This window comes from Pseudonocardia sulfidoxydans NBRC 16205, from assembly GCF_007989085.1.
Taxonomy (GTDB): Bacteria; Actinomycetota; Actinomycetes; order Mycobacteriales; family Pseudonocardiaceae; genus Pseudonocardia; species Pseudonocardia sulfidoxydans.
The window spans coordinates 1-523 of record NZ_BJVJ01000206.1 but is presented as its reverse complement, the minus strand read 5'-3'; the positions used below and the strand labels follow the sequence as shown (position 1 = coordinate 523).

At 69.0% G+C, this 523-nt stretch carries 1 pseudogene; it reads left to right on the top strand.

Annotation, left to right across the window (positions count from 1 at the left end):
- Positions 1-106: 106 nt before the first annotated feature.
- A pseudogene (locus tag PSU4_RS32705) lies at positions 107-523 on the top strand (transposase family protein); the annotation flags it as partial.

Here is a 523-nt window from a genome sequence, read left to right as displayed (position 1 = left end):
TTGTCGCCTTCCTGTGCTCGCAGCAGGCAGGCTTCCTCACCGGCGCGTCGGTGCCGATCGACGGCGGGGCCTACCAGGCACTGCTCTGATGTAGATATCCCGGAACTGCGCGGCGCACTCCCGGTTCTACTGGGGACTCAGGCTCTACCTGCTCGCCGCCCCGGACGGGACGCCGATCGCCTGGGGCCTGGCCAACCCGAGAACCGGCGAACGAGACGTCTGCCTGGACCTGTCGACCATCGCCGTGGAGACCGGACGTCTCACACCCGGAGCGACCGTATTGGCCGACAAGGGCCTGGCCGGACGCGAGACCGAAGCCCAGATCGCCGCCCTCGGGGTCACCCTGCTGCGCCCGGACCGGCGCGACGAACGCACCCGCCACGGCAACCTCGGTGGCGTCCGGCAATGGATCGAGTGGGTGTTCGACACGTTGAAAGGCCAGTTCGGCCTGGAAGCCACGACGGGCGCACCTGCCAAGGCATAGGCACCCGCGTCGCTCAGCGACTGTTCGCCCTGGCAGCAG